At 64.2% G+C, this 22,816-nt stretch carries 21 protein-coding genes; 20 read left to right on the top strand and 1 reads right to left on the bottom strand.

The window, feature by feature from the left end; all coding sequences use genetic code 11:
* Window positions 1-104: 104 nt before the first annotated feature.
* Window positions 105-1,463 (bottom strand): helix-turn-helix domain-containing protein, encoded by a 1,359-nt coding sequence (locus FX134_RS06225; RefSeq protein ID WP_080799179.1) that lies wholly within the window; start codon window positions 1,461-1,463, stop codon window positions 105-107.
* A gap of 266 nt (window positions 1,464-1,729) precedes the next feature.
* On the opposite strand from FX134_RS06225, the gene nrfD (FX134_RS06220) reads away from it, so the two are divergent.
* The 20 genes from nrfD (FX134_RS06220) (at window position 1,730) to FX134_RS06125 (ending at window position 22,815) form a co-directional block, all read left to right on the top strand.
* A complete protein-coding gene (gene nrfD, locus FX134_RS06220; protein WP_080799176.1) occupies window positions 1,730-2,632 on the top strand; it encodes an NrfD/PsrC family molybdoenzyme membrane anchor subunit in 903 nt (300 codons plus the stop codon).
* 16 nt (window positions 2,633-2,648) lie between these two features.
* Complete coding sequence (locus FX134_RS06215) at window positions 2,649-3,617, top strand: slipin family protein (protein WP_080799173.1); 969 nt, start codon at window positions 2,649-2,651, stop codon at window positions 3,615-3,617.
* Between the two features lie 7 nt (window positions 3,618-3,624).
* Window positions 3,625-4,032: a GntR family transcriptional regulator gene (locus tag FX134_RS06210; protein ID WP_080799170.1), complete on the top strand. Its 408-nt coding sequence runs from the start codon at window positions 3,625-3,627 to the stop codon at window positions 4,030-4,032.
* 112 nt (window positions 4,033-4,144) lie between these two features.
* Window positions 4,145-4,387: a helix-turn-helix transcriptional regulator gene (locus FX134_RS06205; protein WP_080799168.1), complete on the top strand. Its 243-nt coding sequence runs from the start codon at window positions 4,145-4,147 to the stop codon at window positions 4,385-4,387.
* Window positions 4,365-5,672 carry a HipA domain-containing protein gene (locus FX134_RS06200; protein ID WP_080799165.1) on the top strand — a complete coding sequence of 436 codons (1,308 nt, stop codon included), beginning with the start codon at window positions 4,365-4,367 and terminating at the stop codon, window positions 5,670-5,672. Before FX134_RS06205 ends, FX134_RS06200 begins: the two co-directional genes overlap by 23 nt.
* 671 nt (window positions 5,673-6,343) lie before the next feature.
* A complete protein-coding gene (locus tag FX134_RS06195) occupies window positions 6,344-8,779 on the top strand; it encodes a molybdopterin-containing oxidoreductase family protein (RefSeq protein WP_080799162.1) in 2,436 nt (811 codons plus the stop codon).
* 9 nt (window positions 8,780-8,788) lie between these two features.
* Entirely contained in the window at window positions 8,789-9,415 is a 627-nt protein-coding gene (locus FX134_RS06190) for a 4Fe-4S dicluster domain-containing protein (RefSeq protein WP_197735969.1), read from the top strand.
* Between the two features lie 19 nt (window positions 9,416-9,434).
* A complete protein-coding gene (nrfD, locus tag FX134_RS06185; protein WP_080799159.1) occupies window positions 9,435-10,637 on the top strand; it encodes an NrfD/PsrC family molybdoenzyme membrane anchor subunit in 1,203 nt (400 codons plus the stop codon).
* A gap of 23 nt (window positions 10,638-10,660) precedes the next feature.
* A complete protein-coding gene (locus tag FX134_RS06180) occupies window positions 10,661-11,017 on the top strand; it encodes a hypothetical protein (RefSeq protein WP_080799158.1) in 357 nt (118 codons plus the stop codon).
* 1 nt (window position 11,018) lies between these two features.
* Window positions 11,019-11,462, top strand: a complete 444-nt coding sequence (locus FX134_RS06175; RefSeq protein ID WP_080799153.1) for a DUF4405 domain-containing protein — start codon at window positions 11,019-11,021, stop codon at window positions 11,460-11,462.
* A complete protein-coding gene (locus tag FX134_RS06170; protein ID WP_080799150.1) occupies window positions 11,452-12,057 on the top strand; it encodes a TorD/DmsD family molecular chaperone in 606 nt (201 codons plus the stop codon). Before FX134_RS06175 ends, FX134_RS06170 begins: the two co-directional genes overlap by 11 nt.
* A 510-nt stretch (window positions 12,058-12,567) precedes the next feature.
* Window positions 12,568-13,521, top strand: coding sequence for an NrfD/PsrC family molybdoenzyme membrane anchor subunit (gene nrfD / locus FX134_RS06165; RefSeq protein ID WP_080799148.1), 954 nt, complete (start codon window positions 12,568-12,570; stop codon window positions 13,519-13,521).
* 2 nt (window positions 13,522-13,523) lie between these two features.
* Window positions 13,524-13,946, top strand: a complete 423-nt coding sequence (locus FX134_RS06160) for a GntR family transcriptional regulator (RefSeq protein WP_232050858.1) — start codon at window positions 13,524-13,526, stop codon at window positions 13,944-13,946.
* Window positions 13,947-13,964: 18 nt separating this feature from the next.
* Window positions 13,965-14,927 (top strand): slipin family protein, encoded by a 963-nt coding sequence (locus tag FX134_RS06155; RefSeq protein WP_080799144.1) that lies wholly within the window; start codon window positions 13,965-13,967, stop codon window positions 14,925-14,927.
* 120 nt (window positions 14,928-15,047) lie between these two features.
* Window positions 15,048-16,352 (top strand): ATP-binding protein, encoded by a 1,305-nt coding sequence (locus FX134_RS06150; protein ID WP_080799141.1) that lies wholly within the window; start codon window positions 15,048-15,050, stop codon window positions 16,350-16,352.
* 369 nt (window positions 16,353-16,721) lie between these two features.
* Window positions 16,722-19,196, top strand: coding sequence for a molybdopterin-containing oxidoreductase family protein (locus tag FX134_RS06145; protein ID WP_080799138.1), 2,475 nt, complete (start codon window positions 16,722-16,724; stop codon window positions 19,194-19,196).
* Complete coding sequence (locus FX134_RS06140) at window positions 19,196-19,819, top strand: 4Fe-4S dicluster domain-containing protein (protein WP_080799135.1); 624 nt, start codon at window positions 19,196-19,198, stop codon at window positions 19,817-19,819. The genes FX134_RS06145 and FX134_RS06140 overlap by 1 nt, the downstream gene beginning before the upstream one ends.
* Window positions 19,820-19,831: 12 nt before the next feature.
* A complete protein-coding gene (nrfD, locus tag FX134_RS06135) occupies window positions 19,832-21,058 on the top strand; it encodes an NrfD/PsrC family molybdoenzyme membrane anchor subunit (protein ID WP_080799131.1) in 1,227 nt (408 codons plus the stop codon).
* A 117-nt stretch (window positions 21,059-21,175) separates the two neighbouring features.
* Window positions 21,176-22,465, top strand: a complete 1,290-nt coding sequence (locus tag FX134_RS06130) for a radical SAM protein (protein WP_080799126.1) — start codon at window positions 21,176-21,178, stop codon at window positions 22,463-22,465.
* Window positions 22,462-22,815 (top strand): hypothetical protein, encoded by a 354-nt coding sequence (locus tag FX134_RS06125; RefSeq protein ID WP_080799123.1) that lies wholly within the window; start codon window positions 22,462-22,464, stop codon window positions 22,813-22,815. Before FX134_RS06130 ends, FX134_RS06125 begins: the two co-directional genes overlap by 4 nt.
* The last annotated feature ends 1 nt before the right edge of the window (window position 22,816 follow it).

The raw sequence follows: 22,816 nt of genomic DNA, 5'->3' as shown, positions 1-22,816 counted from the left end.
GCCCCCGCCTCGGAAAGTGCAGAGGAAAGCGCAACGCGCGGGGCCTTGGAATCTAGGATATGTTTACGCGCACTGCTTCCCGGGCTTTATCGAAGCGCGGCGGGCTACTGCTCCACCGCGTGGGCCATCAGATACGGTTTCAGCACGACCTCGTCGGCGGGCACCCGCTCGTAGCCCAGCTCGTCGAAAAGCACCCTGGGGATCAGCCCCTCGGCGACCTCGAAGGGGCACTTGCCCGACGCGCGGGCGAGCGGGTAGGAGTTCACGTGGCTCGCGCACACCGCCACGTCCCACACGCTGAGCGCGTCGAAGTCGCTGCGGTGCTTGGGCAGGATTCGCCTGAGGCGCTCGTGGTTGCGCTCCGCCTGGGCCTTCTGGTTGGACTGCATCGCGTCGCAGTAGAACACCCGGGCCCGGCGCGCGCCCTCCACCAGGCACGAGCGCTCCACGCCGGCCCAGTCGTCGAACTCGACCCCTCGGTCGAAGAGGAGGATTCCGAAGATCTCCTCGAAAGCCGCAGGCGAGCCCAAGGCGCGCTCTATGACGTCGAGCCATGCGACGACCGCCGCGGGGTCGCCATGGCGCTTCTTCAGGTAGAATTGGAAGGAGCGGGCGACGACGTGCAGGCTCAAAATATCCGTGGCGTTTCCCTGATACCCCTCCACCGAGTCGCCCTGCACGACGCGGACGCGCTCGGCGAGGGCGAGCTCGAGGAAGTCGGCGTAGGCGCGCCCCGCGCGGTCCACCCTCTCGCGGGGCGCGTCGGCGTCCCCGCCCTTCCCATTCGGCTTCCGGCGCGGGAGCAGGCGCGCCTTGCGCGGCATGTCGAGGCTCGTCAGGCCGACCTCTCCTTTCGCCTGGTAGTTGTAGGCGCTGCGCACGCACACCGGCAGCTCGGCCGCATGCGCGGCCCAGATCGCCTCGAAGCTCTGCCCCTGCTTGGAGAGGGGGACGACGATGGCGTTCATCGCGTCGAGCTCCTCTTGCGAGATGCAGATGCCGCTCCTCGACGCGCTCAGCGTCCCGCGGTACGCCGCGTGGGCGTCGCCCGCGTCGTAGGAGCACTTGGGGTAGGCGCACCACCCGCGCTTCGGGCAGCCCTCGGGGCAGACGTAGGGCCACTTCTGCGTGGTCGGGCACATCTTGGGCTCGAAGTCCGGGCACGCAAGGACGCACGGGCGCGTCTTGCACCTCTTGCATGCCGTGAGCGCGGTCGAGCACCTCTTGCAGGCGGTGCCGCTCGCCTGGCACGACTGGCTTTTGGCGCACCTCGCGGAGGCGTTCTCGCCCCTCGACATCTTCCTCTGCCTCACGGTCCTGTGCGCCCTGGCCTCGCGGGTCACGGTCGAGGGGCTGACGTCGATCCTCTTGGCGATAGCCCTCGCCGAGTCGCGGCTGCGGATCCCCTCCTCGATCACCTCCCTGTTCTCCTTCGTGAGATGCCTTCCCTTCGATTCAGGCATCGCCTCCTCCTTCCCGCCCGGGAAACCTGCACGGGAAAGATTGTAGAAGAGAAGGGAAAAGCCCCTTTCAGCGGCAGGCCTTACGACCTACGCGCTGAAAGGGGCTCCAGGCTTCGCCTGCAAGAGCAAGCGCAACAGCGTTGCGTTTAAAAATTCAACCTACCCTTGCGCGGCGTCTGCTATACTGCGATTGTCTTGAAACGTTGCAACATTGCGACAATGGGGCGAGCGCGGGCGGCGGGAGTCCTGCGCGGGACGGGGAGCGCGTGTTCGATTCGCTCATAACCTGCTATCTCTTCCTGGGCGGGGCCGGCGGCGGCGCGCTTGCGATCCTCGCCGTGCTCGAGGCCGTGCGGGCCGCTTGGCCGCGACGCACGGGGCTGCCCGACGAGCTTTTCCAGCGCGCCTGGCCCCTGTGCGCCGTGACGCTGGGCGCAGGCATCGTATGCCTGGCGGCCGACCTGGGGCGGTTCGACCGGGTGCTCGCCTTCGTCGTCACGCCGCGACCCACGCCGCTTGTGGTGGGCGCCTACGCGCTTGCGGTCGCGCTCGTCTGCGCGCTCGCGTTCTCGGGCCTCGCGCTCCTCGACAACGCGCGGCCGCCCCGCTGGGCGCGCCTCGCGCTCGCGGCGCTCGGGCTGGCGGCGGGCCTCGTCACGGCCGCGTATACGGGCGTGCTCTTGCAGGGGCTCGCCTCGGTGCTGTTCTGGCAGACGCCGCTTCTGCCGGTTGTGTTCACGCTCTCGTCGCTGTCGTGCGGGGTGGCGCTCGCGCTTCTGGCGGCGGCGTTCGTGGAGGCGCGCCGGCCGTTCGTGCGCCCGCTTTCCCGGCTCGTGCGGGCGGACGGGGCGCTCATCGCGCTCGAGGCCGCGTGCCTGGCCGGCTACCTCGCGCTCGCGGCGATGGACGGCGGCACGGCTCCGGCCGCCTTCGCGCTCCTGGCGGGCGAGCTGGCCGCGCCGTTCTGGGGAGGCGTGGCGGTGGCGGGGCTCGCCGTCCCCTTCGCCATGGAGCGCCTCCTCACGCACGGCAACCACCGCTCGCAGCTTCTGTGGATCGCCGCATTCGTGCTGGCGGGCGGGTTCGCGCTTCGGCTCTGCTTCGTGCAGGCCGGGCTGTTCGATGTGACGCAGATGCCGGAGGCCCTGTTCGGGCTTGCGGCGGGATAGGGAAGGGGTGCGCGGGATGGCACGACGCTCGAAGGACCGCATCATGAAGGACGCGCCGTACGACGTGCGCGACAAGGACGCCGAGATCCGCGCGGCCACCTCCTACGTGCCGCGCAAATCGTCGCGCAACGGGGCGGTTATCTTCAATATCGCCGTGTTCGCGGTGTCGTGCGCGGCGGTGCTCGGCGCGGGATTCGCGCTCACGGGCCGCATCGGCGTGGAGACGGTGGCGCTCATGCTGCTGGTGGGCGCGCTCGCGCTGTCGTCGGTGCACATCGCCTTGAGCTGGGAAAAGGTGGTGGTGCTGCGCTTCGGCAAGCTGAATCGCGTGGTGGGGCCGGGGCTCTACCTCACCGTCCCCATCGTGGAGCACGGCACCATCCGCGTGGATCAGCGTACCATCGCCACGCCCTTCTACGCCGAGAAGACGCTCACGGCCGACCTGGTGCCGGTGACGGTGGACGCGGTGCTGTTCTGGGTGGTGTGGGACGCCGAGAAGGCGTGCACCGAGGTGGAGGACTACTACGCGGCCGTGTCGTTTCTCGCGCAGACGGCCATGCGCGAGGCCGTGGGCCGCTCGACGGTGGCCGAGGTGGCGCTGAGGCGCGACCAGCTGGACGTGGAGATCAAGGAGGACATCGAGAAGGAGGCCGCCGGCTGGGGCGTGGACATCATCTCGGTGAAGGTGCGCGACATCGTCATTCCCGACGAGCTGCAGGAGGTCATGAGCCTGGAGGCCCAGGCCGACCGTGAGAAGAACGCGCGCATGACCGTGGCCGGCGTGGAGGTGGAGCTGGCCGAGATGCTGGCCGAGGCCGCGCGCGTCTACGGCGACCCCGAGGCGGCGCTGCGCCTGCGCACCCTGCTCATGCAGTACGACACGGTGAAGAAGTCGAAGGGCGCCGTGGTCACGCTGCCGAGCGCCATGAGCGACGGCTTCACGGATAGTGCTATGATGAACGGTAACCGTCCGACTGAGAGATAGGCCTCCCATGAACCCGCTCGCCTCCTTCGAGATCGACTACAACAGCGGCCTGCCCGTGTGGATCCAAGTGAAGAACCGCATCGCCTACCTCATAGGGGCGGGGGAGTTCGGGGTGGGCGACCAGCTGCCCACGGTGCGCTCGCTGGCCATCGACCTGGACATCAGCTACAACACCGTGAACCGCGCCTACATGGACCTGGAGCGCGAGGGCTACATCTCCACGCGCAAGGGCAGGGGCACGTTCGTGACCGAGCGCCACGACGTGGGCGCTGCGCGCGCCACCGACACCGCCGTGGAGCTTCTGGTGGACGACCTCATCCGCACGTGCGCCAACGCCGGCATGGCCGACGACGACATCTTAGCGCTCGTGGAGGCCCGCCTCGCCCAGAAGAAGCTCGTAGCCGGGAGGGCGTGAACAGGCGGCGTTCCCGATCGGTAACGAAAACGCTGCGATCCCTTGACTATTCCCGATCGGTAATAGTATTCTGCAATCGCCAAAGATATTACCGATCGGGAATAAGGTGCATATGAAACGAGTGCTTTCGGCCTGCGACTTCGGAGCAACGGTGCGTGCGCGTCGCAAGGAGCTCGGCTATTCCCAGCAGCAGCTTGCGGCGTTCTGCGGATGCGGCGCGCGCTTCATCTCCGACCTGGAGAACGGGAAGGACACCATCCAGCTGGGGAAGGCGATGGACGTGGCCTCCATGTTGGGCCTCAACATGCACGTAGAGGAAAGGGAGGCGCTCGATGGCGCAAGGCGAGACGCTTAACGTGTACCGAGGCGCTCGCCTGATCGGCGTTCTGGACAGGGAGGAGGGGGAGCCGTTCTACGGTTTCTCCTACTTCGAGTCGTACGTTCGGTCGCCCGAGGCGCTGCCCTTGTCGGCGAGCCTTCCTCTTGCGCCGGGCCGCTATCCGGGCGCGCAGACCCTGCCGTTCTTCGAGGGATTGCTGCCCGAAGGAGATGCCCGGAGCGTCGTCGCGCGGCAATTCCACGTGTCCCCGCGCAACCCGGCGCAGCTCATCCGCGCGCTCGGGCGAGACTGCGCCGGCGATGTGATGGTGGTCGAGGCGGGAGATCCCGTCCAGCCCCCTTCTCGGGGAGAGTATCTCCGGCTGCCGCGGGGCCTAGAGGATCTCGCGCGCGATCCCCTGCGGGAAGTGGCCGAGCTTCGCGCGGAGCATAGGCTGTCGCTGGCCGGCGCGCAGGAGAAGATCGCGCTGTACCACGACGATCGCGAGCCGCTCGACGACGGATGGTACGTCCCCGCGAACGGCTCGCCTTCGAGCCATATCGTGAAGCCCCAGGTGTCTGGTCGGTTTCCCCATTTGGCGCTCAACGAGTACCTGTGCATGACGGCTGCCTCCTTGGCGGGAATCGAGGCGGCGAAGGCGTCCTTGCTGTATCCGGAGAGCCCGCTGCTCGTGGTCGAGCGCTTCGACAGGATCGATTCGGGAGAAAGGACCGAGCAGGGCCTGCGACTGTTGACGCGCGTCCATCAGGAGGATGCGTGCCAGGCGCTCGGGTACTGCTCGGACGATAAGTACGAAGGGGCGTCGAGCGCGTACGTGTCGGAAGCGGTCGAGCTTCTGATGGCGTGCGCCGAGCGTCCTGCGGAGGCTTTGCGCGAGCTGCATCGCCTCATGTTGTTCAACTACCTGATCGGCAATTGCGACGCTCATCTGAAGAATTACTCCCTGATCTGGAGCGGGCCTGCCTCCGTGCGCCTCGCTCCTGCCTACGACCTTGTCTCGACGGCGGTGTACGACGGCCGCTTCGGCGCCAAGCTCGATCGCGGCATGGGCTTGCGGCTGGGGAGGCACCTCAACATCGACAAAGTCGACGCGGACGATCTGAACACGCTGGCGAAAGAGCTCCGGCAGCCTCCCAAAGCCGCGTGGGAGGAGAGGGCGCGCCTGTGCGACGTCTTGGAAGAGGCGTTTCGGCAGGCGGCTGAGCGCGCGGCGGGCCTCGGATTCGGCGAGGCCGCCCCCGATCTGGCCCGCCGCATCCTCTTCGGTGCCAAAATCCGCATGAAGGTTTTGAATTCGTAAACGAGTACAAATGTTTCACGTGAAACATTTGTACTCGTTTACGAGTGTTTCATGTGAAACACTCTGGCGGCGCGCGCCTTGCCCGGCCCGGCTCCCGCGTGCCGATGTCCATAGGGTTCGATTTCACAGTGAAGGCCGTGCGCCTGGAAGCGCGCCGTTGCGGTAGACCATCGCTCGACCTTTTCATGGAAGGCACGCTCTGGGAGTTGGAATGCCCGGCAGATGGGGAACGCCGAGCCACGCAGCGACTCGGCGAGCATCGTTCTAAGCGCGCTTTCGACGCCGCTTCTCGCCGACAACGTGCTGTTCCACGCGCGCCAAGCATGGCGAAGGGCCTGGTGGACAACCTGTTGGTGATTGCGGGCGAGACGCGCCGTACGCATGAGAAGCGGAGATTTCCCTTGCCCTTCTTTAGCAGATGGGGAGTGTCTCCGCATCAAGAACGATAGCACACGGACCGCCCTTAGCAAGGTTATTTATTCACAATTTGGGATAGTCTGATCTATTGAATGTCGCAAGACATTGTGATAATGTGACAATCAAGGATTTGGCCAATTCTTATCTGGAGCGTATCGGGGGATATCCAGAGAGGTTGCGCTTGGCGAGGGGCAGGTTGCCTCTCGACCCAATCCGCAAGGGGATATCCTGACACGACCTTTGGAGGAGGAGAAATGTCAGGAGCACCAAGCCCGCACGCCGGGCTCACACGCAGGAGCTTCCTCAAGACGACGGCCGCAGTAGCGGGCGCGGCAGCCGCGGTGGGCGGCGGAACCTCGCTCGCAGCTTACGCTGAAGATGGCGTAGACGCGGCAGGTGAGACAAAGCTTTTTTCTGGAGCGTGCCGAGCAGCCTGCTTCGCAACGTGCTATATCGGAGTGAAGGTGCGGGATGGAAAAGTGGTGGGCTGTGTGGCGGGGGAAGCGGCCGACCCGGACTATAACCGCATTTGCGCAAAGGGGATGAGTCATCCTCTGCGTATATACGATCCGGAGCGCATCAAATACCCCATACGCCGAGTCGGCGAACGGGGAGGAGGCGAATGGGAGAGGATATCGTGGGATGAGGCGATAGAAACCATCACCTCGAAATGGAAAGAAGTGCGAGAGAGGTATGGCGAGGGGAGCTTGCTTTTCTGCTGCACTTCGTCGAGCATGCAAGGCAGCGCCGCATATGGCCGCTTAGCTGGCGTGCTCCATGCTTCGACTGTTCCCGCCACTTATGATCATGCGTTTCAGTATGCTGGCGCGACGATGGCTGGGGGCACCGATTCTGGTGAGGGGAAGAGCATCCGGTATGCAAAAGTTGTTTTCATATGGGCTTCTAATGTGACGGAAGCTCAATTGCAGAACTGGCACTTCCTTATAGAGGCAAAACTGGACAACGGCGCGAAGCTCGTCGTCATCGATCCGAATTACACTGTGGCTGCAAGCAAAGCGGACATATACGTGCCGATTCGCCCCGGTACTGACGGAGCTCTGGCTATGGCGATGACCAAAATGGTTATCGACGAAGGCTGGGAGGACGTCGACTATTTGACGAACTGCACGGTGGCACCGTTCCTGGTTCGCAAAGACAACGGCAAGTACCTTCGCATGAGCGATTTGGGCGTGGAGCCACAAGAAGGTCCGGTAAGTCCGACGACAGGAAAGCCGACTATCGTGAATCCGATCGTTGTCATGGGTGCCGACGGTGTTCCCGGCTCTGTTGAGGATGTTTTCGAGCCCGTCATACAAGGAACGTTCGAGGTGGCTGGGCAGGAGGTGACTACCGCATACGATTTGCTTGTGGAAGCCGTCAGCCCTTACACGGTGTCCAAAGCTTCTTCAATCTGCGACATACCTGAGGATACGATTCGCGAATTGACACGGCTTTATGCGACAAGCGGTCCGGCTGTGCTCTATCATTCGTTCGGTGCGGATCGCTATTACAACGGCCATTCGTGCTATACCGCCACCCTCGCTTTGGCTATGGTCACTGGCCAAATCGGGCAAAAGGGCGCTTCCTGGGGCACTGGCTCATTTGCCGGCAACCAAGCGAATTTTGTTGGCATGAACTATCCCGAAGGAGACATGCCGAGCAATAGCGTTTCGGCAATGGTGCTGCCGGAAGTTCTGAGCACCGGGAAATTCTTAGGGAAGGATCTGCAGATCAAGGCGATGTTCTTCGCAGGCAATAACCTTCTCGGCAATTGTCCGATACGCGCTCAGCTCATACCTGCTCTCGACAATGTCGAGCTGATCGTCCAGGCGGATATGACTTTGAACGACAATTCGAAGTACGCCGATATCGTGTTGCCGGTTCCGCACTGGTTCGAAGTCGAAGACATCGTCAATTTCGGCGGGCAGAATCCCCATGCCATCTTCAACGATCAGGCTATTGAGCCGCTTTATGAAAGCAAGTGCGACTTTGATATCGCCAAACTATTGGCAGAGAGCATGGGCGTCGGGCGTTTCTACACCACAAAGGAGGACATGCTTCGGACGTCTCTCGACGTTCCTGCTTTGAAGGAGCTTGGCATCGACTTCGACACTTTGAAGAAAAACAAGGTGATGCGCAATCTGCCCGAAGGCCTCTACCTTCAAAACAACAAAGACCGGCCGTACGCCACCGCTACGGGGCGCGGACAATTCTATCTTGAGGATGCAGTGCCTCGCGTGAATTGTGGTCAGGAGTTCGATCCGGCCGACGAGCGTCTGCCCCATTGGTTCGAGCCAGCGGAAATCGGACAGGACAACGAACTACGGGCGAAGTATCCCCTGCAATTTATTCAGGAACACGCCAAATGGCGTATTCACACGCAATGGAACCGAGTGCCCTGGTTGAGGGAGCTGGATCCTGAGCCTATCTTGAAGATGAACGAAAAAGATGCAAGCGAACGTGGCATCGAAGAGGGGGATATCGTAAAGGTTTACAATGATCGCGGCTACGTGGTCGTCAAAGCCTCTATCCATCATGGCTTGCGACCAGGCATCGTAAACCTTCCTCATGGGTGGCAAGATGGGCAGTTCATAGAGGGGCATTACGCCGAGCTCTGCACCCCGAAAATACACCCGTATGTCGTGAACACCATTCAATTCGATGCGCTTGTCGAAGTTGAGAAAGTCTAAGGGGGGGGGATGGATATGCGCTACGGAATGGTCATAGATACAAGGAGATGCGTCGGATGCCAAGCCTGCGCGATCGCCTGTAAAAGCGCCAACAATCTTCCAAACGGCACTTGGTGGAATCGCGTTTTGACCGACGGGGGTAATTCGATTGACAGCCCGGCGGGGGAATATCCGTACAATAGCATCACGTTCTACCCTTTGAGCTGCCAACATTGCGAGAATCCTTCTTGCGTGAAGGTATGCCCTGTGGGAGCAACGTATAAAGACCCTGAAACGGGCGTCGTGCGGCAGGACTACGACAAATGCATAGGGTGCCGCATGTGCATGGCGGCTTGTCCTTACACCGGAGTGCGCTCGTTCAATTGGGAGGAGCCGAAGTACGCCGTTGATTTCTCGCTCGGCGATGTCGATGCGCCTATGCACCAGAAGCATGTTGTCGAAAAATGCACCTTTTGCTACCAAAGGATAGCTAGAGGAGAAACGCCTGCTTGTATGGAGTTCTGTCCCTCGCGCGCGCGTCATTTCGGCGATCTAGATGATCCGGAAAGCGATGTCTCGAAACTCATTAGGGAAAACGAGTACCGACAGTTTCTTTTTGATCGCGGGACGAACCCCTCCGTCTATTACCTCATCTAGGGAGATAAGGAGAACGACTATGTCTGAGACAAGCAAGGCTCCCGCCTCCCGGTTCGGGGGCAGGGGGATGAACGTCGCCATCGCCGTGGCGGCCCTGGCGACCGTCGTCGGTCTGGCGCTCTGGCTCGTGCAGCTCTCCGGCGGCATGGTGCAGACCGGGATGCGCAACCTCGACTCGTGGGGGCTCTACATCACGATGTTCATGTTCCTGGTGGGGCTGTCGGCAGGCGGGCTCATCATCAGCTCCGTGCCGCGCGCGTTCGGGATGGCGGGCTTCGGAGGCATCAGCAAGGTGGCCGTGTGGACGTCCATCTGCTGCACGGTGCTGGCCATCGGGTTCGTGGTGGTGGACCTGGGCCAGCCGCTGAGGCTCTGGGAGCTGTTCGCGTACTCCAACCTGGGGTCGCCTCTCATGTGGGACATCGCCGTGCTGGCGGTGTACCTGATACTCTCGATCGTGTACCTGTGGGCGACGCTCAGGGCCGAGGCGGGCAAGGTGTCGCAGCTGGCCCTGCGCATCGTGAGCGTCGTCGCGCTCGTGTGCGCCGTGCTCGTGCACTCGGTGACCGCCTGGATCTTCGGGCTGCAGCAGGCCCATGAGCTCTGGCACACGGCGCTGCTGGCCCCGTGGTTCGTGTCCTCGGCGCTCGTCTGCGGCACCGCCATCGTGCTGGTCGTGGTGATCGCCCTGCGCAAGGCCGGCTACCTCGACGTCGCGCAGGACAACGTCGTCAAGATGCTGAAGATGCTCGGCGCGTTCGTGGCGGTGGACCTGTACTTCTTCGGATGCGACCTCTTGACCTCCGCGTTCCCGCAGGCCTCCGGCGCCGAGGTCGTGTCCATGCTCGTGGCGGGTCCGCTCGCCCCGTTCTTCTGGGCCGAGATCGTCCTCAGCGCCTTCGCGGCCCTCGTCGCCTTCGTGCCGGCGCTGCGCCGCAGCGGGCTGGTCGTGGCCGCCTCGCTCGCCGCCATCGTCGCCATCCTCTGCAAGCGCGTGCAGCTGCTCGTCGGCGGGTTCCAGATCCCGAACCTCGATCTGCCCGGCCCCATGACGCCCTACGCCGTCACGGGCTGGGAGTCCGGCATGGCCGGCGCCTACCAGGGGCTCGTGTACTGGCCGACGCCCCTCGAGCTCGGCGTGGCGCTCGGAGTGGTGGGGCTCGGCGCCCTCATGCTGCTCCTGGGCCTCAAGTACCTGCCGCTCAGGCCGGCCGAGGCCTAGGCTCCAGGGGAGGAGGGTGAGTCATGGTTCGGAAGCTGCTCATCACCCTGGCCGCCTTCCTCCTCGCCGGCGCGGCCGTGCTCGCCGCGGGCGTCGCGGCCGAGCCGGCGACGGGGGTCCTGCCGATATCGGCGGACTCCCCCTGCCCGGCGGCCGGCTGCGCGTCGGGGGAGTGCCACGGGTTCGACGACGTGCCGGAGCCCGACGGGGTGCACGAGATGAGCTGCCCCGAGGCCTCGTGCGCCTCGGTCGAGTGCCACGCGTGGGACTCGCTCGTCACGCGCTACCATCAGGCGAGCGACGCCAGCCTGAACCTCTGGCTGCTCGCGCCGGTGGCGCTGGTGGTTGGGCTCGTGCTGATCGTTCGGAAGGCGGGGTGACATGGACAAGAGGAACCTCGCGATCGACCTCGCGGCGCTGGCGGTCTACCTGGTCGTCGCGAACCCCGCTATCACCGGGATCGGCCTTCACGAGTGGCTGGGCCTGGGGGTCTTCCTGGCGTTCTTCGTCCATGCGCTGCTGCACGCGGACTGGGCGGTGGAGGCCGTGAGGGGATCGCTCGCGCATCCCTCGTGGGGCCGCACGGGCAACCTCGTGCTGGATGCCTTGATCGTGCTGGCCTTCGCGGCATGCACGGTGTCGGGTATCATGGTCTCCGGCACTGTGCTGCCGGCATTGGGGCTCTACGCGGAGGGCTACTACCTCTGGGACCCGCTGCACGCGATGTCGGCCAAGGCCCTGCTCGCGCTCTTGCTCGTGCACGTCGTCGTCCACTGGAGGTGGCTCGCCGCCTGGTTCAGGAAAGGAAGGGATCATGAGCAATGACTGGCAGGTATCGGCCGCCGCATGGGAGCTGGCCGCGCTCTCGTTCCGCTACCCGGGAGCCGAGCTGGCGGACGCCGTGTCCTCCGGCGAGTGGGCCGACGCGGCCCGCGAGATAGCGGCCGCGCTCGGGCTCGCGCTCCCGGAGGGCTTCGGGGCTCACGCCTCCGCCGACGGCCTGCGCCCCGAGGCCACGCGCCTCTTCGTCGGCGCTCCCGAGCCGGCCGTCTCGCCCTACGAGGGCGTGTGGCGCGCGGCCGACGACGGGGTGCAGGCGCTCCTGTTCGTGAACCCGCACTCCATGGCCGTCGAGCGCTTCATGCGCGAGTGCGGCCTGGGCCGCCCCGAGGGCGCCAACGAGCCCCTCGACCACGCGGCCACCGAGTGCGAGCTTTTGGAGCGCCTCGCCCTGCGCGCGGCCGCCCCCGCTGATGCGGACGACGCCCTCCCCGGAGGCTCGCCCGAGGCGGCCTACGACCTTTTTCTCGCAGAACACGTCCGAGCGTGGATGCCCCGCTTCGCGGAGCGCACGGCCGAGGAGTCCCGCCACCCCTTCTACCGCGACGCCGCCGCGTTCCTCGCCGCGCTCGTCGGCTAGGGCCTTTCACGAGGCCGCTTTTCGTGCAGAACGAAACAGGCCGTCTGACCAGGTAAAGCGCATTGTTTTACCTGGTCAGGCGTTTGCACAAAAAACCGCTTCGTGTTATGCGCTTGAGGTTGTCGGGCAGCGGCGGCGAGCTTGCACATCGCAGTCGTGCCGCATAGGCCTTTTATCGCGATGCCGTCACGTTGCCGATCGCTGATCGTTGGCGAACATGCAAGAGTTTCATCGGCCAATTTGCAAACGCATCATTGGCGAGTTTGCAAACGATAGAGGCGAGGACGCGAGCGTTCGACAGTGGTCACGCAGGGCCTGCCTTTTCTTATTTCCGGCGTTTAGCTACAGTTATTTCCGGTATTTGGACGAAGTTGTTTCCGGTATTTGGCATCGATCTTTCAGCCGGGTTCACCCGTTTCCTCCGTATATGACACGTTGTCATATACGAGGGCCGCGTTTTGTGGGATACTGGCACGAGCAACGTGGGGCGCGCGATCGGGAGGAGGGGGAATGCTCGGCGAATTGGCGGTGGGCTACCTGTTCCTCGGCGGCGCGGGCGCGGGCGCCATCGCGCTGTGCTCGCTAGTGGATCTCGCGTGGGTACGCGCATCGTTCGGAACCTCGGCGCGCGTGTCCGTCGACGAGGCACCGCCCACGGAGCGCGCGCTTGCATTCGGCCTGTTGGCCGGGTTCGCAGCGCTCGTGCTGGGCATCCTGTGCCTGCTGTTCGACCTGGGGCGCATCGACCGGGTGCTCGCGCTGTTCACGAGCCCCTCGGCGACGTTCCTCACCGTGGGGGCCTTTGCGCTCGCGGCGCTTGCCGCGTGCGGGGCGTTCCTTGCGGCGGTGCGGTTTGCGTACCTGCCCGACATCCCGCGCGCGGCGGTCGCGGCCGTCGAGGTGCTCGCCACAGTCGCCGGGCTCGCGGTCATGCTGTACACGGGCCTGTTGCTGCAGGATGTGGGAGGCGTGGCGTTTTGGCGCACTCCGTTCGTGCCGGCGCTGTTCACGCTGTCGTCGCTCTCGTGCGGGGCGGCGTTGCTGCTGATCGCGGCGTTCTTCGGCGAAGCGGATACGTCGCTTGCGCGGCTCGTCAGCGCGCTCGCGAGGTTCGACCTGGCGATCATCGCGCTCGAGGCGCTCGCGGCGGCTGCGCTCGTGGGCTTCGCGCTCGCAGGCGACCACCCGGCGGCAGCTGCATCCGCGGAGCGCCTGGCAACCGGCGACCTGGCCCTGCGCTGGTGGGTGGGCTTCGGCCTGTGCGGCCTCGTGGCACCGCTCGCGGTGGAGGCGGTCGCGGCCCTGCGCCGCACGACCGCACCCGCCCTGCGCGCCGCCCTCGCCGTGGCGGCGGTGCTCGTGCTGATGGGCGGGTTCAGCATGCGCAGCGCCATCGTGGATGCGGGCATGCACCGCGACCTCGCATTGGAAGAGCCGAGCGCGCAAGCGCTCCGATTGGAATAGAAATGGCGGACGACGTGGCCCTGTTCGAGATCAACGAGAAGAGCAGCATCCCCATCTGGCTGCAGCTGAAGAACCGGTTCATCTACCTCATCACCTCGGGGTACTACAAGCCGGGCGACCAGCTGCCCACGGTGCGCGGCCTGGCTGCTGACGTCGAGGTGAACTACAACACTGTGAACAAGGTATACATGAGCCTTGAACAGGACGGATACATCCAGTCGAAGCGCCGCCAGGGCGCGTTCGTGCTGGACGTGAGCGGCAAGCCGGGCGTGAGCATCTCCACCACGGCCGAGATCGTGACGCAGGAATACCTCAAGCGCTGCTTCGAGCTGGGCATGTCGCTGGAGGACATCGAGGAGCAGTTCGCGCAGAGCATGCATGGCGAGAAGAGCAAGCGGGACGCGGCCATGGGAGCGCGGGCCTGAGAGCGGAAGGGGAGCGGCATGGGATGCAACAAGCGAGGAAGCGCGGCGCTCGAAGGGATTCAGGAGGCGTCGGGCGCGCAGTTCTCCACGGCGGGGCATATCGACACGGGAAGGCGGCGCGCTTCGCGCAACGGCGCCGTCGTGTTCGCCATCGTGGTGTTCGTGGTGGCGTTCTGCGTGGTGCTGGCCGCAGCGCAGGCTCTGTCGGGCGGCATAGGCCTGGGCGCGCTTATCGTGGCGGCCGTGGCGGGGTGGCTCGCGTCGTCGTCCATCCACATCGTGCTGGAATGGGAGAAGGCGGTGGTGCTGCGCCTGGGCAAGTTCAACCGCGTGGCGGGACCGGGCGTCGTGTTCACCTGGCCCATCGTGGAGTTCTACACGCTGCGCGTGGATCAGCGCGTGTCGGCCACGTACTTCGGCGCCGAGGAGACGCTCACGAGCGATCTTGTGCCTATCAACGTGGACGCCGTCGTGTTCTGGATGGTGTGGAGCGCGAAGAACGCCACGGTGGAGGTGGAGGACTACGCGTCGGCCGTGTCGTGGATTGCGCAGACGGCCATGCGCAAGGCCATCGGGCGCGCGACGGTCGCCGAGGTGGCCACGCGCCGCGACCAGCTGGACGAGGAGCTGAAAGACACCATCGAGGCGAAGCTCAACCCGTGGGGCATCACCATCATCGACGTGGAGATTCGCGACATCGTGCTGCCGAAGGAGCTGCAGGAGGCCATGGCGCAGGAGGCCGTGGCCGAGCGCAAGAAGAACGCCCGCATGGTGCTGGCCGAGGCCGAGAAGGATATCTCCGAGATGCTCATGGACGCCTCGGAGGTGTACGCCGGCGACGCCGACGCCATGAAGCTGCGCACGATGCACCTGGCCTACGAGAGCGTCGAGCAGTCCGGCGGCACGCTCGTGGTGCCGAGCGCCTTCAGCGAGGGCTTCGTGCCCGACGCTCCAGGCGGGGAAGGGGCGAGCGCGAAGTAGCCGGCGAACTATCTTCTGAAAAATGCCGTAAATCACACTTTTTGGAACCAAAAAATGTAATCCATTGCACTTTTCGGCACGTATGCTACCATTCTTCTATCGAGCGAAGGAGATGGCAGCATGGAACGCAACGCCCTCGGCGATCTTGAGGCATGGAAGCGGAGCCCGCGTCGGAAGCCGTTGCTTATGTACGGCGCTCGTCAAGTGGGAAAAACCTACCTGCTGAAAGAATTCGCCGCGCGCAACTTCGAGGAAGTGGCCTACTTCGATCTGGAGAAGCAGGCGGACGCTCGCGCAGCCTTCCAGGGGAACCTCTCGCCTGAAACCATCGTGTCGAACCTTTCGCAGGTGACCGGACGGCCTATCGATGCGTCGAGGACGCTCATAGTGTTCGATGAAGTGCAGGCATCGAATCGCGCGCTCGCCTCGCTGAAGTACTTCTACGAGGATATGCCGGAAGCGTGCGTCGTGGCGGCCGGAAGCCTTTTGGGCGTTGCGGTGAATCGCGAAGGCTACTCCGCGCCTGTCGGCAAGGTGGACACCTATACCCTGCGCCCTATGACATTCGACGAGTTCCTGCGTGCGATCGGCCAGGGGGCCCTTGTCGAAGGGATCCGGAGCAGCTTCGAGCGCGACGAGCCGTATTTCCTCCATGAACGAGCGCTTGATCTGTATCGCACGTACGTGCTGGTCGGAGGGATGCCCGAAGCCGTGCTCGTGTACAACGAGACAAAGGATTTCAACGAGGTAGCGGCCGTGCAGAACACCATCCTCGACCTCTACGTGGCGGATATGGCCAAATACGCCCAACCTTTCGAGGCGGCACGCATCGTGGAGGCGTGGCGAAGCGTGCCCGCCCAGCTGGCGAAGGAGAACAAAAAATTCCAGTACAAAACGGTGCGCTCGGGCGGTCGTGCCAGCCAGTACGAGACGGCCCTCGCCTGGTTGGAGACGGCGGGCTTGGTGAACCGCTGTGTGCAGATCACCTCCGGGCAGCTGCCTCTCTCGCTTCGCGAGAACCGGGACGCATTCAAGATGTACCTTGCCGACACGGGCTTGCTTTCCGCCCGCATGCAAGTGCGCGCCGCCGTGCTCTTCGATGAGGAGGGGAGGAAAGAGCTCGATGCGGGAGCGCTCGCCGAGAACTACGTCGCCCAGGTTTTGACGGCGCTGGGGTTCGACCTTTTGTATTGGGTGAGCCAGGGCAAGGCTGAAGTTGATTTCGTCATCGACGTCGGTATGCCGAAGGCCGTGCCCATCGAGGTGAAGTCGTCGCGCAACGTGCGGTCGAAGAGCCTGTCGGTATACCGCGAGAAATACGAGCCCCCATACGCCATCCGGCTGTCCACCAAGAATTTCGGTTTCGAGGGAGGCGTGAAGAGCGTCCCCCTTTACGCAGCGTTCTGCCTTCGGCGTAGCGTGTAGGCGGGTGCCGGCGCGAAGACCGGTTTTGCCGAGCGCGTGTTTGCGCTGTGCTAGACGAGTTGTGCAGACCGCTGCGTTTTTTACGGCTGTAACGACAACTCGTAGGCAATCGTAACACCAGTTCAACCACAATTGTCTATAAAATAGAATAATCTCTTGTCATACTCTGTCATAGTTCATACTTGATAATCATAGTGACGTATGGCAGACTATGACAAGAAGGATCGGCCGATTCTGACATTGCGGGATTTTCGGGGGTGGGGCTCGCCGTTTGAAGGCGACGAGCCGAAGGGTTGCAGCCGTTCGCGGAATCCGCACCTAGCCCTCGATATCCCAAGGCATTCTTGCATCAAGGATGGAGGAGGAGACATGTCGGAAACCAAGAGTCCGCGCAAAGGGCTCACTCGAAGGGGCTTCCTGAAAACGACCGGCGCCGTCGCGGGCGTCGCAGCCGTCGCCGGTACCGGTACTGCCCTGGCCGAGCTCGCGCCCGCGCAAGCGCATGCCGAGGGCGCTGCCGCCGTCGAAGGCGAGCAGACGGTCTACAGCTCATGTCGCGGCAACTGCGGCAGCAAATGTCCCACAGAGGTGGTCGTGCGCGAGGGCAAGGTCGTGCGCGTCGCGGCCGCCGAGCTTCCCGGCGATGACAACGTGCGCCGCCGCTTCTGCGTTAAAGGCTACACGCAGCCGCAGCGCATCTACGACCCCGACCGCCTCAAGTACCCGCTCAAGCGCGTCGGCGAGCGCGGCGCGGGCGAGTGGGAACGCATCGAGTGGGACGAGGCCATCGAGACCATCGCCGGCAAGATCGGGGCCGCCATGCAGGAGTACGGCGGATCCTCCATCGGTGTGTGGACGTCGTACGGCTCCTACGGCGTGCTCAACGGCGCCATGGCCGGCTTCATGTCCGTGGGCTACGGCCGCTTCATCACCGTGCTCGGGGCCACCATCATGGGCGCCGGCGCCGACTACGCGCAGATCTACGAGCAGTCCACCCTGCTCGGCGTGTCCGGCAACGACGCGACCGACATCGTGAACGCGAAGACCATCATGGCCTGGGGCGGCAACCCCGCCGAAGCGTACGTCCATGACTGGCAGTTCGTGTGCGCGGCGCGTGAGAAGGGCGCGAAGCTCATCACCATCGATCCGCAGTTCACCGCGTCGGCCATGCATTCGGATACGTACGTGCCCATCCGCCCCGGCACCGACGGCGCGCTCATGCTGGCGATGGCGAATTGGATCATCGACAATGACCTGGTCGATGAGGCGTTCATGAAGCAGAAGACGGTTTCGCCTTTGCTCATCAAGGAGGACGGCACCTACGTGCGCATGAGCGACCTGGGCGTCGAACCCACGCAGGGTCCCATCAACCCGCAAACGGGCCAGCCCACCGTCATCGACCTCAACGTCGTGTGGGACGCATCCACGGGAGCGCCCGCGCCCGCCGTAACGGCAGCCGATCCCGAATTACTCGGCGAGTTCGAGGTGGCGGGCCAGAAGGTGCAGACGGTCTATCAGAAGGTCAAGGACAGCATCGGCGAGTACACGGTCGAGAAGGCTGCGGACATCTGCGACATCCCGGCAGAGATCATCGAGGAGCTCGCGCGCGTCTACGCCACCGAGGGCCCGGTGGCCGTGCTTACGTTCCAGGGCCTCGGCCATCACGTGAACTCGCATCACAATTTTAAGAACCTCTCCTTCATCGCCGCCCTTACCGGCAACGCCGGTAAGCCGGGCGCTATGCTCACTCGCGGCGGCTGCGGCATGTACCCCGTCAACTCGCAGGCCTATTTCATGGGCAAGCCCGGTCCCAACATCACCGGCATGTATCTGCCGCAGATCATGGAGACGGGGAAGTGGGGTGATCAGGATCTCACCATCCGCGTGCTGTGGTGCTGCAACGGCAACGTGCTGTCGTGCGAGTCGGGTCGTCAAGAGCTCATCGAAGCTGTAAAGAAAGTGGATTTCGTGGTATGCGCCGATGTGAGCATGACCGATACTGCGCAGTGGGCCGACATCGTCCTGCCCATTCCCCATGCCTACGAGACGGAGGATTTCGATCCTATCTGCCCGACGCCTTACCCGACGTTCTACCATAAAGCCATCGATCCGCTTTATGAATCCAAGACCGATATCGACATCTTGCGCGCCATTGCCGGTAAGCTGGGCATGGAGAAGATATTCGCTCAGTCCGATGAAGAGCTGCTGCATCTCGTATTGGACACGGAGGCAAGCATCAAGGCAGGGGGCGGCTATGAAGCGTTTCAGGGCGGCAAGCTCGGGCGCAATTTCGCCTTCACTGAAGAGTCGAAGATAGATTCATTCAAGAACACGGCCGCTCAGCGTTTGCAGTACTACATCGAAAAGCCCATGCCGCGCAACAACTTCGGCCAAAAGGTCGCTGATTGCGAGCGCATCCCATACTACGAGAACGCCAATGAGGCGTACTGGGACAATCCTTTGCGCGAGAAGTACCCGCTCATGGGTTGCAGCCAGCATGCGAAATATCACGTGCACTCGCAGTGCGCCTACACGCCGTGGCTGCGCGAACTCGAGCCCGAGCCGCTGTTGAAGGTGAACGCCTCCGACGCCGCCGAGCGCGGCATAGCACAGGGCGACTACGTGCGCGTGTACAACGACCACGGCTACGCGGTGCTGAAAGCGCTTGTCACCGAAGGCATCAAGCCCGGCGTCGTGTCCATTCCGCACGGCTTCCAGGCCGACCAGTTCGTCGAGGGCCACACGCAGGATCTCACGAGCGCGGTCATGAACGATTTCTGCTCGAACAGCGCGTTCTACGACTTCCTCTGCGAAGTCGAGAAGTACGAAGGGGGTGAGCGGTAATGGCTCGCTTTGGCATGGCCATCGACACGAAAAGGTGCGTGGGATGCAACGCCTGCTCCGTGGCGTGCAAGATGGCGAATAACCTGCCCGATACGAACTGGTGGAACCGCGTGCTCACCGAGGGCGGCGACGAGATCGACACGCCGGCCGGCGTCTTCCCCGACGTTTCCATGCGCTATCTGCCCGTTTCCTGCCAGCATTGCGAGAACCCCGCCTGTGTGAAGGTGTGCCCCGTGGGCGCCACCTACAAGGATCCTGAGACGGGCGTGGTGCGCCAAGACTATGACAAGTGCATCGGCTGCCGCATGTGCATGGCGGCCTGCCCCTACACGGGCGTGCGCAGCTTCAATTGGGACGAGCCCCGATATGCGCTCGACCATGCCGTGGGCGATGTGGACGCCGCACCGCATCAGAAGCACGTCGTGGAGAAGTGCACGTTCTGCTACCAGCGTCTTGCGCGCGGCGAAGTGCCCGCCTGCATGGACCTGTGCCCGGCGCGCGCACGCCATTTCGGCGACCTCGACGATCCGGAATCGGAGGTGTCGAAGCTCGTCAAGGAGCGCTCTTTCGAGCAGCTGCTGGCGAGCGAGGGCACGCAACCGTCCGTGTACTACCTCGTGTAAGGGGGAGAGATCATGACTGAGAACGTTTCGGCGGCTTCGTCGCCTCAAGCTCCTGCGGCCCGATTCGGAGGCAAGGGCCTCAATATCGGGATCGCGGTTGCGGCGGTGCTCACCGTCGCGGGCCTTGCGCTCTGGATGTTCCAGCTGACAGGCGGTATGGTGAACACCAACATGCGCAACCTCGACTCGTGGGGCCTGTACATCACGATGTTCATGTTCCTCGTTGGCCTCTCGGCCGGTGGCCTCATCATCTCGAGCGCGCCGCGCGTGTTCGGGGTGGAGGGCTTCGGCGGCATCTCGAAGATCGCCGTGTGGACGTCCATCTGCTGCACGGTGCTGGCCATCGGCTTCGTGGTGGTCGACCTCGGGCAGCCGCTGCGCCTGTGGGAGCTGTTCGCCTATTCGAACCTGGGATCGCCTTTGATGTGGGACATCATCGTGCTGGGTACGTACCTCATCCTTTCCGTCGTGTACCTGTGGGCGATGCTGCGCCACGAGGCGGGGAAAAGCTCGGCCGCCGGTCTGCGCGTCGTGTCGGCCATCGCGCTCGTCTGCGCCGTGCTCGTCCATTCGGTGACGGCTTGGATTTTCGGCCTTCAGCAGGGGCGCGAGATGTGGCACACCGCGCTTCTGGGGCCCTGGTTCGTGTCGAGCGCGCTTGTGTGCGGCGTTGCGCTCGTGCTCCTGGTGGTTATCGCGTTGCGCCGCGCGGGCTATCTTCAGCTCGATCAGAGATACGTGGTGAAGATGCTCAAGCTGCTGGGCGTGTTCGTGCTCGTCGACCTGTACTTCTTCGGCTGCGACCTTCTGACAGAGGCCTTCCCTGCGGCGTCCGGTGCCGAGATCGTGGCCATGCTGACCACGGGCGCGCTCGCTCCGTTCTTCTGGATCGAGGTCGTGGGCTGCGCCGCCACTGCGGTGATCGCCTTCGTGCCGAAGCTGCGCACGAACCCGCTCATCGTGCTGGCCGCCGTGCTGGCAATCGTGGGCATCTTCTGCAAGCGCGTGCAGCTCTTGGTGGGCGGGTTTCAGATCCCGAACCTCGATCTGCCGGCCGTGGCATCGGGTCAGGCGCTGAGCGATGCGGGTTCCACGCTCGCGGGCATGGGCGGCGCGATGGTGTACTTTCCCTCGCCGCTTGAGATCGGCGTCATGGCCGGCGTCGTGGGACTAGGTGCGCTTCTGCTTCTGCTCGGCGTAAAGTTCCTGCCGCTCAAGCCGACTGAGCGCTCGCACTGAGCTTCCTCGCCGTGAGCGCCGGATCCGGATCCCTCTCGGATTCGGCCCTCAGGGCGGTTTCGACGGAGCGCCCGCGCCCGCCCGATGGATGCGGCGGACGCCGAAGGAGGAGTCGACATGGATGAGTTGCTGGCAACGCGGCCCACGCTCCGCGTTTGGCTCGACGAGTACGCCGCCATTGAGCGGGAGTACCGCGATGCGCTTGCGGCACGCGGCATCGCGTTCGCCCCGCATGGCCGGAATGCGTGCACAGCAGCTGAGCTGCGCGGGCGTCTGCACGAGCACGGAGCGCGGTTCCTCAACGGCAGTGCGAGCGTGTCGACGGGCTTCTTGTCCAGCGCCTGCGCCGCGTGCGTTGGTGACTGCGGAAGCCGGACGTTCTTCATCAGCCTGCGCTGCAACCGCGACTGCTACTTTTGCTTCAATCCCAACCAGGCCGACTTCGAAGAGTTCTGCGCGCACGATACTCCATGGCGCGACGACCTGGACGCATTCGCACGCTCGTGCGAGCAGGTGACGCACGTGGGGTTGACGGGCGGCGAGCCCCTGCTCTGCCGCGACGAAGCGCTCGCTTTCTTTGAGTGCGCGCATGAATTGGCGCCTGGCGCGCATCTGCGGCTCTACACGTCCGGCGCGGGCATCGACGAGGCGTTCTGTGCAGCCGCGGTTGCGCGGGGTTTGTCCGAGGTGCGTTTCAGCGTGAAGCTTGAGGACGGCGAGGCGTCGATAGCCCGGGCGCTTGCCGACATCGAACTGGCCCGGCGATTCGATATGGATGTCATGGTGGAGATGCCGGTGGTGCCCGGCACGCTCGAGCGTATGGAGCGCCTGCTGGTGGAGTTGGACGCGCGAGGCGTGCGCGGCATAAACCTGCTGGAGTTCTGTTTCCCGCTGCGCAACTGGCCGGAGTTTGAGCGGAGGGGCTTCCAGGTGAAGGATCCGCCGTTCGAGGTGCTGTACAACTACGGTTACGCCGGGGGACTGCCCATCGCCGGAAGCGAGGAGGCTTCTTTGGCGCTCGTGGAGTTCGCGCTTGACGAGGGACTGGCTTTGGGCGTGCACTACTGCTCGCTTGAGAACAAGAATCGCGACCAGGTGCTGCAGATGAACCGCGCCGTTACCCTCGATCAGTCGCTCTACGAGCTGGGAGAGGATTGCTTCTACCATGTCGCCAAAGCGTTCGATGGCGATGTGCCCGCAGTGCGCCGCATGCTGGATGAGCGTGCGGCTCCATGCAATGTGGAAGAGGCCGGCCGGTGCGTGGCCTTCCATCCGCGATGGGCCGAAGAGGCGATCGCGCTGGGGACGGCGGTGGCGGACTCGTGGAATGTGGTGGAGCGTCATGACGGCGAGCCGGTGGTGCGCGAACTCAAGCTGCGGGTTCGCGAGGGCGTGCGGCTGCGGTGAGGAGGCTTTTCGTAACGCTGACGGCATTCGCGCTGGCGGGCGGGCTGGTGCTCGCCGCGGGGCTCGCGGCCGAGCCGGCGACGGGGGTGCGCGCCATAACGGCGGAGTCCCCCTGCCCGGCGGCCGGCTGCGCGTCGGGGGAGTGCCACGGGTTCGACGACGTGCCGGAGCCGGACGGGGTGCACGAGATGAGCTGCCCCGAGGCCTCGTGCGCGAGCGTGGAGTGCCACGCGTGGGACTCGCTCGTCACGCGCTACCGCCAGGCGAGCGACGCCAGCCTCAACCTCTGGCTGCTCGCGCCCGTGGCGCTCGTGGTGGGGCTCGTGCTGATCGTTCGGAAGGCGGGGTGAC

It is taken from the genome of Arabiibacter massiliensis (assembly GCF_902386925.1).
Lineage (GTDB): Bacteria > Actinomycetota > Coriobacteriia > Coriobacteriales > Eggerthellaceae > Arabiibacter > Arabiibacter massiliensis.
The sequence above is the reverse complement of the archived record's forward strand: the minus strand, read 5'-3'. Positions and strand labels throughout refer to the sequence as shown.